The sequence below is a fragment of the Ochrovirga pacifica genome, from assembly GCF_000220525.1.
In the GTDB taxonomy this organism is placed as follows: Bacteria; Bacteroidota; Bacteroidia; order Flavobacteriales; family Flavobacteriaceae; genus Ochrovirga; species Ochrovirga pacifica.
The window spans coordinates 151,272-161,258 of the sequence record NZ_AFPK01000026.1 but is presented as its reverse complement, the minus strand read 5'-3'; the positions used below and the strand labels follow the sequence as shown (position 1 = coordinate 161,258).

Here is a 9,987-nt window from a genome sequence, read left to right as displayed (position 1 = left end):
TNTTTGGTTTATATGATAAAGATTATTTTTTATTGAATTCCTACCAAATCACCCTCAGCATTTTTGGTTGGTAAATCAGATTTACCCATTAAGAAAGTATCTACTTGTCTAGCACATTCTCTACCTTCAGAAATTGCCCAGACAATTAAAGACTGTCCTCTACGCATATCTCCAGCTGCAAAAATATTAGGTACATTGGTTTGGTACTTACCATATTCAGCCTTGTAGTTAGAACGAGCATCTTTTTCTATTCCTAACTGGTCTGCTAAATAATTTTCTGGACCTGTAAACCCTAAAGCCAACAAGGCTAAATCACAAGGCCAAGTTTTTTCGGTTCCTTCAACTTCAATTAGTTTAGGACGTTGTCCAGGAACCATTTCCCATTCTACATTTACCGTTTTTAAGGCTATTAATTTTCCGTTTTCATCTTTTACAAATTCCTTCGTATTAATCAACCAATTACGCTCACATCCTTCTTTATGAGAAGTAGATGTTTTTAGTTGTAGTGGCCAGTATGGCCACGGGGTAGATGGCGAACGATGACCAGGAGGTTTTGGCATAATTTCAAAGTTGGTAACCGATTTAGCTCCCTGACGGTTAGAAGTACCTACACAGTCAGAACCTGTATCACCACCACCAATTACAATTACGTGTTTGTCTGTGGCTAATACTTGATCTTTTACTTCTTTACCTAAAACAACTTTGGTTTGCTGTGTTAAGAAGTGCATTGCTTGTACCACTCCATCGGCATCAATTCCAGGAGTTGGTAAAGAACGTCTTTCGGTAGCTCCTCCTGCCAAAACTACTGCATCAAAAGCTTTCAGCTCTTCTACAGATACATTTTTACCTACATTGGCATTTACTCTAAAAGTAATTCCTTCAGCCTCTAAGATGGCAACACGTCTATCAATAATGTGTTTTTCCATTTTAAAGTTTGGAATACCATAACGTAACAATCCTCCGATTTCATCATCTCTTTCAAAAACAGTAACCAAATGTCCAGCTCTGTTCAATTGCTGAGCTGCAGCCAAACCAGCTGGTCCAGAACCTACTACAGCAACCGTTTTTCCAGTTCTATTTTTAGGTACTTGTGGTTTGATCCATCCTTCTTTAAAAGCACGTTCAACAATGTTCTTTTCGATGTTTTCTATTGAAATAGGATCTTCAATAATTCCTAATACACATGATTTTTCACAAGGTGCTGGACACAATCTTCCTGTAAACTCTGGGAAGTTGTTGGTAGAATGTAAAATCAATGAAGCTTTTTGCCATTCTCCTTGATGCACCATGTGGTTAAAATCTGGAATTAAGTTTCCTAAAGGACAACCACTGTGGCAAAAAGGAATTCCACAATCCATACAACGAGATCCTTGTTCTGTTATTTCAGCTTCACTTAACGAAACTGTAAATTCTTTATAATGTTGTACACGCTCTTCTACGGCTTTGTACGATTCGTCTTTTCTTTCGAATTCTTTAAATCCTGTAACTTTTCCCATATTATTATCTTTATGAGTTTTTAACTAGTACTAAGTACAAAGTAAATAGTACAAAGTATTAATAACTGTGTACTATTTACGATATACCAATTAAACTAATTCTTCAACCATTGGTTCTTCGTTTGCAATTCTTTCTAAAGCCACTTTGTATTCTTTAGGCATTACTTTTACAAACGTTTTTAAATTATTATCCCAGTCAGCAAGTAATTGCTTTCCTTTGTTACTTCCTGTATAAGCTACGTGTTTTTGGATCAATCCTTTTAATTCTGCAGCATCTTCTTCTGTAATTGGATCAAAATCAATGGTTTCTTCATTACACAATCCGTTGGTAAATTGTCCAGATTCATTTAATACATACGCGTAACCACCACTCATACCTGCAGCAAAGTTTCTTCCTGTTTTTCCTAAAACCACAATTCTACCTCCTGTCATGTATTCACATCCATGGTCTCCAACTCCTTCTACAACGGCAGTAGCTCCAGAATTACGTACCGCAAAACGTTCTCCTGCGATACCGTTTATGAAAGCTTCACCTTTTACAGCTCCAAACAAACAAACGTTTCCTACAATAATGTTTTCCTCGGCTATAAAGTCTGCTTGTGCAGGTTTTTTAACAATAATTTTTCCTCCTGAAAGTCCTTTACCTAAATAATCGTTTGTGTTTCCTTCTACAGTGTAGGTAATTCCATGAGCACCAAAAGCTCCTAAACTTTGCCCTGCAGAACCTGTAAAGTTTAAGTTTAGAGTGTCTTCTGGCAATCCTAGGTGACCGTAAATTTTAGAAATTTCGTTTGATACAATAGCTCCTACAGATCGGTCTGTATTTTTAATATTGTAAGTTAAGGTAGTTTCTTCTTTTCTGTAGATTGCAGGGTGAGCATCTTTTAATATTTCGAAGTCTAATACATTGTCTAGGTTGTGATCTTGTTGTTCTGTATTTTTTACAGGTAAGTCACTATACCCTGCTGGTTGATGTAAAATAGCAGACAAGTCCAATCCTTTAGCTTTGTAATGCTCAATAGCCTTGTTCGCATTTATTTTTTGAGTTTGACCAATCATTTCATCCATAGTACGGAATCCTAATTGAGCCATGATTTCTCTTAACTCATTGGCAACATAATAGAAGAAGTTGATGACGTGTTCTGGGGTACCCTTAAAGTTTTTACGTAATTCTTTATCTTGAGTAGCAATCCCTACTGGACAAGTGTTTAAGTGACACTTACGCATCATAATACATCCAGAAGCTACCAACGGAGCAGTTGCAAATCCAAATTCTTCAGCACCTAATAAAGCGGCAATAGCAACATCACGTCCTGTTTTTAACTGACCATCACATTCTACAACAATACGAGAACGTAAGTTGTTCAAAACTAATGTTTGTTGTGCTTCAGCCAATCCAAGTTCCCATGGTAAACCAGCGTGTTTTAATGAAGTTAATGGAGAAGCTCCAGTACCTCCGTCATAACCAGAAATCAATACTACATCAGCTTTTGCTTTAGAAACTCCGGCAGCAATCGTTCCTACTCCAACTTCTGACACCAATTTTACATTGATTCTAGCTTCTCTATTGGCATTCTTTAAGTCATAAATTAGCTGTGCTAAATCTTCAATAGAGTAAATATCGTGGTGAGGTGGTGGTGAAATCAATCCTACAAAAGGAGTCGAGTTACGAGCATCGGCAATCCAAGGCAATACTTTTTGTCCTGGTAATTGTCCTCCTTCTCCAGGTTTTGCTCCTTGAGCCATTTTTATCTGAATCTCTTTGGCAGAACTTAAATAGTGAGAAGTAACTCCAAAACGACCAGAAGCAACTTGTTTAATTGCTGAGTTTTTATTGTCTCCGTTTGCATCTGGTTGGAAACGTCTTCTGTCTTCTCCTCCTTCTCCAGAGTTAGACTTTCCTCCCAAACGGTTCATAGCTATTGCTAAGTTTTCGTGGGCTTCACGAGAAATAGATCCATAAGACATTGCTCCCGTTTTAAAACGTTTAACAATTTCTGTCCATGGTTCTACTTCATCTAATGGAATAGGGTCTAAGTTGTTAAACTCAAACAATCCACGAATGGTCAACAAGTTTTTAGATTGTTTGTTGATTGCATTTTTATAAACATCATAAGATTTTTGATCACTTAACCTTACTGCTTGTTGCAATTTAGCAACTGTAGTAGGATTAAAAATATGACGTTCACCATTACGTCTCCATCTGTAATCACCTCCAATGTTTAGTCCTAAACGTTTGTCGATGTAAGTATCAGGATATGCGTATTTGTATCTTTCGTTGATTTCTTTTTCAATTTCATACAATCCAATACCTTCAATTCTAGATGCAGTGTACGGGAAGTATTTATTAACAAATTCTGAATTGAAACCAACAATCTCAAAAATTTGAGAACCTCTGTACGAATGTAGTGTAGAGATTCCTATTTTGTTCATAATCTTTAAGATTCCTTTACCAATTGCTTTGTTAAAGTTATCAACAGCTTTTTGTTCATCTAGCTTAATAAATCCTTCTTTTACTTGTTGACGAATAATTTCGTTTACCATGTAAGGGTTAATAGCCGATGCACCGTATCCAAATAAAGTGGCAAAATGATGTGGTTCACGAGGTTCTGCAGATTCAATAACAATATCAAAGTAAGAACGCTTACGCAAACGGTTCATTTGGTGATGAACATAAGAACAAGCTAACAATGCAGGAATAGGAGCCATTCCTTTTTTAGCACCTCTATCAGATAAGATAATGATGTTTACTCCATTATCTACTTTTTTAGATATTTGAGTAATAATGGTTTCTAAGGCATCCTCTAAACCATTCATTCCTTTTTCTTTATCGTATAAAATCTGAATGGTTGCTGCTTTAAATCCTTCTACTTCTATGTGACGTATTTTTTCTAAATCGTTGTTAGAAATAACAGGATTCTGAATTCTTAATTTATGACATTGTTCTGGTGTGATGTCAAAAATATTTTTATCGTGACCTAAAGCCAAACTGATATCAGTTACCACTTCCTCTCTAATTCCATCCAAAGGTGGATTGGTAACCTGAGCAAACAATTGCTTAAAGTAATTAGAGATCAATTGAGGTTTGTCCGATAATACAGCCATAGGAGTGTCAATACCCATAGAACCTAAGGCTTCTTTTCCATCCTGAGCCATTGGTACAATTACCTCCTGAATATCTTCAATAGTGTAGTTGTACAAACGTTGTCTAGTTTTTAAGTCTAGGGTTTCAATAGGGCAAGCCTCGTTGTTGTTTGGTACGTTTCTTAACTGTAAACTGTTTTCTTTTAACCATTTTTTATAGGGTCTTTCAGAAACAATTTTATTTTTTATTTCTTCATCATCAATAATTCTACCTTCGTTCATGTCTACCAAGAACATTTTTCCAGGCTCTAAACGTCCGTGAGATTGAATATCAGAGGGGGCAATGTCTACTACTCCTACTTCCGATGACATGATTAATTTTCCGCTCTTTGTAACCGTGTAACGAGAAGGTCTTAATCCGTTACGGTCTAATAAGGCACCTACATAGTCACCATCTGTAAAAGGAACCGATGCAGGCCCATCCCAAGGCTCCATAATACAAGAATTGTATTCGTAGAATGCTTTTCTATCTTCAGACATGGTTGCATGTTTTTCCCATGCTTCAGGAATGGTCATCATCATAACTTCTGGTAATGAACGCCCTGTTAAGGTCAACAATTCAACAGACATATCCATCGAAGCTGAATCTGATTTTCCTGGTAAAATAATTGGGAATAATTTTTCAATTTGATCACCAAAAACTCCAGACTTCATAATTTCTTCGCGAACACGCATTCTAGATACATTACCTCTTAGGGTATTGATTTCACCATTTTGACACAAGAATCTAAAAGGTTGAGCCAATTCCCAAGCAGGCATAGTGTTGGTAGAGAAACGTTGGTGTACCAAAGCCAATCTTGTTACCAAATCGGGTTGTTGTAAGTCCGTGTAGTAAGGACCAATATCCTCAGGCATAATAATACCTTTGTAGATAAGTGTAGTGTTTGATAAACTTGGTAGATAGAAATAGTCAGCTTCAGACATTTTAGAGTTTCTGATAGTATGCTCTGTAATTTTACGAGCAGCATATAATTTAGCTCTAAAAATATTTTCTTCTAAACCTCCTTGTGCAATAAAAATTTGCTCGATATTTGGTTCAGAAGCCAAAGCTATTTCTCCTAATTGAGTAGAATCTACAGGAACTGTTCTCCATCCTAAAATTTCTAAACCTTGTGCTTTAATTTCTTTTTCGAATTCTGATTTACAGAACTGATATTGATTTTGTTTTTTTGGCAAAAAAACCATCCCTACAGCATATTGTCTTGCTTCAGGTAGGTTAAAGTCACATACTCTTTTAAAGTAGTCGTGAGGAATGTCAATAAGCAGCCCAGCACCATCTCCTGTTCTTCCATCTGCACTAACACCACCACGGTGTTCCAATTTCACTAAGATTTCTAAGGCATCGTGGATAATTTGGTTGGTTTTTTCACCTTTAAGGTTACAGATAAAACCAGCACCACAGTTCTCATGCTCAAATTCTGGTAAATAAAGTCCTTGTTTTTGTATCATATTCTAAAAATATAGGGTTACAAAATTACGCATTTATATATGAATTACAAACAAAGTATCATTATGTATGACTTTGTTTTTGAATAATCTTTTGATTGTTGTGAAATTCTTAAAAAACAAGTTTTGATATTGATAATGTGATAATTTTTGATACTTGTTTTTTTTGAGTTCTAAATCATGCTTAAAAGCTATTTTTCAGCACTTTGGCATAAATGCTTGTTTTGTAGTTGATTAGGTTATTTAGAATCAGTATGTATTATAAGTGTTGAAAAAAAATAGGTTTTGCTGTTAAAAACCATAAGAAAGTGTATTAAAAAACTGCTAGTCTCCATGGAAACTAGCAGTTTTATAAGTCTTAGTTCAAAAAAAATGCGTAAAAATTGTGTGTTATTTTACAAATTTTAAGGAACCCTTGTCTGTTGTTAAGATGTAAACTCCATTTGCTAAGTCAGCAATGTTTACTTGGCTCTCTACTTTTCCTGCTTTGATAGATTGCCCAATAATGTTGTAAATTGTGTAACTATCGTTTGCATGTTCTGTATTAAAAGAAATTGAGTTAGCGTTTACAGTAACTCCTTCTAAAACAAGTTTACTAGTAGATAAAGTAGTAGCATCTATATCAAAAAGTTCTGGACTAACATAACTAAATATTGTAGCATCTTCACTTCCGTTGTAGCCATAAGCAACTACTTGTATTCTTGCTCCGATAATGCTTTCAGAAATATCTGGAATAGTTAAACTAACTGTAGTAGATTGTTCTGTAGCACTATTTGTTACTGTAGTTGTTCCCTCTGGAATTTCAGGAATAGTAGCGTATCCGTTTGTAAGAAATCTCACTCTTAGGTCAAGATTATCTCTAGCAGGATCTTTTTTTAATGCTGTAAAGTTTACGCCAAAGCTAAGTGTAGTTCCTTCTGTGATTACACCATTAGTGCTTGCTCCTGAACCACCTATGCTAGTATGGTAATTTGAAGGAGAAACGCTGTTTATAGTAGAGATTGTAGCTTCAGCACTAACCTCTACGCTTTCGTCTGCGTTGATAGCAAAGGTAGCTGGTGCGTGATTTTGAAATCCACCTCCTATTTTAGAAGCACGAACTTGAATTCTTGCAGGGTCAATTCCAGGATTAATAGAAGGTATTGTAATGGAAAAAGTTGTAGTAGCAGCTGTAGTGCTGCTTGCAACAGTTTGTGTTTGTTTGGTGCCTGCTATTTCAGCCCAGTTATTTAATAATCTAATAACAAGATTGTCGGTTCCAGCTACTACATCCTTGTATTCAACGGTTATGTTTAGTACTGTACCACTGTCTAAGTTAGGGTTTGCAGTAAAATAATCTGCAACTGTAGAACCATTAATGTCGGTAATGCTAATAGTAGTTTGTGCGTTTACAAACAATGTTGTTAGTAAAAACGCAATAAATAAAGTAATTTTTTTCATGTGTTAAAAGTTTTATAGTTAATGAATTAAATGTACGACATATTGGGGTTTAGTGAACGGAACAAATATCTAAACAAACAGAACAAATGTCATATCTAGTTATTGTTGAGGGCATAAAAAAAGACACAACGTAGAGTTGTGTCTTAGTTTGTTGTTGTTTTATGTTATTTTATCCATTCATAGAAATTAAAAACTCTTCGTTGTTAATGGATGTTTTAATACGGTCTCTTATAAACTCCATGGCTTCTACAGGATTCATGTCTGCCAAGTATTTTCGCAATACCCACATGCGTTGTACAGTCTTGTCGTCTAATAATAAATCGTCTCTACGAGTACTAGATTTTATCAAGTCGATAGCAGGGTAAATTCTTCGGTTAGCAATGTTTCTTTCTAGTTGAAGTTCCATATTTCCAGTACCTTTAAATTCTTCAAAAATAACTTCATCCATTTTTGAACCTGTTTCTGTTAAGGCTGTGGCAATAATACTTAAAGAACCACCTCCTTCAATATTTCTGGCAGCACCAAAAAAACGTTTAGGTTTGTGTAATGCGTTGGCATCAATACCTCCTGATAAAATTTTACCTGATGCAGGGGCAACAGTGTTGTAAGCTCTAGCCAAACGGGTGATGGAGTCTAAGAGGATTACAACATCATGTCCGCATTCTACCAAACGCTTGGCTTTTTCTAAAACAATGTTGGCAACTTTTACGTGTTTTTCGGCAGGTTCGTCAAAGGTAGATGCTACTACTTCGCCTCTTACGCTACGTTGCATATCGGTTACTTCTTCAGGTCTTTCGTCAATTAACAATACCAACTGGTAAACTTCAGGATGATTTTTGGCAATTGCATTGGCAATGTCTTTTAGGAGCATTGTTTTACCTGTTTTGGGCTGTGCTACAATCATACCACGTTGTCCTTTACCTATAGGAGCAAATAAATCAATGATTCTTGTAGATAAAGAGCTTTTTCCATTAGAAAGTTTAAATTTTTCATCAGGAAACAAAGGGGTTAGGTGCTCAAAAGAAACACGGTCTCTAACTTCTTTAGGCGATAGCCCGTTGATTTTAGAAACACGAATCAATGGAAAATACTTTTCTCCTTCTTTGGGAGGTCTAACATTTCCTTTTACAGTGTCTCCTGTTTTTAATCCAAACAATTTAATTTGAGATTGAGAAACATAAATATCATCAGGAGAAGAAAGGTAGTTGTAGTCCGAAGATCTTAGAAAACCATAACCGTCTGGCATCATTTCTAAAACTCCTTCACTTTCTATAATTCCATCAAACTCGTAATTAGGGTCTTTTAAACTTTTACCTTTGTTATTTTTGTTGTTTCTAGCAGTGTTTTTACGGTGATTGTTGTTTTGGTTGTTCTTGTGGTTTGAACTTTTAGAATCGTTAGTGGTTTTTGCTTCCTCTTTTTCTACATTACTAGGGCTTTCTGCTTGTGGAGGATTCGGTTTGCTAACTCTCCTTTTAGGTTTGTTAGCAGGTGTGTTTACTGTATCGTTTTTGTTTTCTTCAGTTGCAGTAGCTTCCTTTTTTGCAACTCTAGCGCGTGTTCTTTTGGTTGCAGGTTTTTCAGGTTCTTTTTTTTCTTCTTTAGCAGGAGGAGTGTCGTTAGAAGTCGTTGCTTTTTCCTGGTTTGATGCTGTATGGGCAGCTTGTTCGTCTAAGATTCGGTATATTAAATCTTGTTTTTTTAATTGACTGACTTTTTTTAATCCAATAGTTTTTGCAATCTCGTGCAAATCTGCAAGCGTTTTAGCTTTTAACTGAGAAATTTCTAACATGTAAAATGTATAAAGTGAATTAAATTATAAAATTCTCTTAAAATTGAATTTATATTTTGATGAATTTAAAAGAGATAAATTATGTGTTTGTTTCTTTGTTGAAAAAAAGGTAGCATGTAAGTGTTTGTGCTATAAAAGCTTAATTAAGCCGAGACAAATATAGCTTTTTTTTTATCTGACAAAGTCTTTAATAATAAAAAGAAAGTGTAAATTTGTGATCGTTATTAGAAAAAAATGATTCAAAGAATTCAAACATTGTATTTATTCATAGCTTTCTTGTTTGTAGGAGTGCTTCCTTTTTTTGTGCCGTTTTTTGAATTAAATTTAGGAGAACCATTAAACTTGCCCCATACATTTTCTAATACATCAACAATTATAAAATCTCTAGGATTTGTTCACGTAGCCTCTGCAATTTTGTGTTTAATAGCTGTTTTTAGCTACAAAAACAGACAAAACCAGTTTGTAATAAACCGTGTAAATATCCTTTTTAACTTCTATATATTAGGCGTATTGATTTATTTATCTATGAACTTACCTGGAGAAACAGCCATTTCTGAGAAGGGTATTGGGATGTATTTTTCTATTCCTGCCATTGTGTTGCTAGTCATGGCAAACAAAGCAATAAAGAAAGACGAAGATCTTGTAAAATCTGTAGATAGATTACGATAA

The 9,987-nt window shown here is 35.2% G+C and carries 5 protein-coding genes; 1 reads left to right on the top strand and 4 read right to left on the bottom strand.

All coding sequences use genetic code 11. The features are described from left to right. Positions 1-29: 29 nt before the first annotated feature. The 4 genes from FS85_RS0104215 to rho form a co-directional block, all read right to left on the bottom strand. The gene (locus FS85_RS0104215; RefSeq protein WP_010134814.1) at positions 30-1,496 is read right to left on the bottom strand and encodes a glutamate synthase subunit beta; all 1,467 of its coding nucleotides are present in this window, start codon (positions 1,494-1,496) and stop codon (positions 30-32) included. A 90-nt stretch (positions 1,497-1,586) separates the two neighbouring features. Further along, positions 1,587-6,089, bottom strand: coding sequence for a glutamate synthase large subunit (gltB, locus tag FS85_RS0104210; RefSeq protein WP_010134811.1), 4,503 nt, complete (start codon positions 6,087-6,089; stop codon positions 1,587-1,589). A 387-nt stretch (positions 6,090-6,476) separates the two neighbouring features. Beyond that, complete coding sequence (locus FS85_RS0104205) at positions 6,477-7,526, bottom strand: T9SS type A sorting domain-containing protein (protein WP_010134809.1); 1,050 nt, start codon at positions 7,524-7,526, stop codon at positions 6,477-6,479. 169 nt (positions 7,527-7,695) lie between these two features. After that, positions 7,696-9,318 carry a transcription termination factor Rho gene (gene rho / locus FS85_RS0104200; protein WP_010134808.1) on the bottom strand — a complete coding sequence of 541 codons (1,623 nt, stop codon included), beginning with the start codon at positions 9,316-9,318 and terminating at the stop codon, positions 7,696-7,698. 234 nt (positions 9,319-9,552) lie between these two features. Here rho and FS85_RS0104195 point away from each other — a divergent pair, with 234 nt between their 5' ends. Further along, positions 9,553-9,987, top strand: coding sequence for a DUF4293 domain-containing protein (locus FS85_RS0104195; protein WP_010134807.1), 435 nt, complete (start codon positions 9,553-9,555; stop codon positions 9,985-9,987).

Bases quoted from the DNA above. Each gene is read 5' to 3' on its own strand.
- FS85_RS0104215 (WP_010134814.1), bottom strand. From the start codon at position 1,496: ATGGGAAAAGTTACAGGATTTAAAGAATTCGAAAGAAAAGACGAATCG.
- gltB (WP_010134811.1), bottom strand. From the start codon at position 6,089: ATGATACAAAAACAAGGACTTTATTTACCAGAATTTGAGCATGAGAAC.
- FS85_RS0104205 (WP_010134809.1), bottom strand. From the start codon at position 7,526: ATGAAAAAAATTACTTTATTTATTGCGTTTTTACTAACAACATTGTTT.
- rho (WP_010134808.1), bottom strand. From the start codon at position 9,318: ATGTTAGAAATTTCTCAGTTAAAAGCTAAAACGCTTGCAGATTTGCAC.
- FS85_RS0104195 (WP_010134807.1), top strand. From the start codon at position 9,553: ATGATTCAAAGAATTCAAACATTGTATTTATTCATAGCTTTCTTGTTT.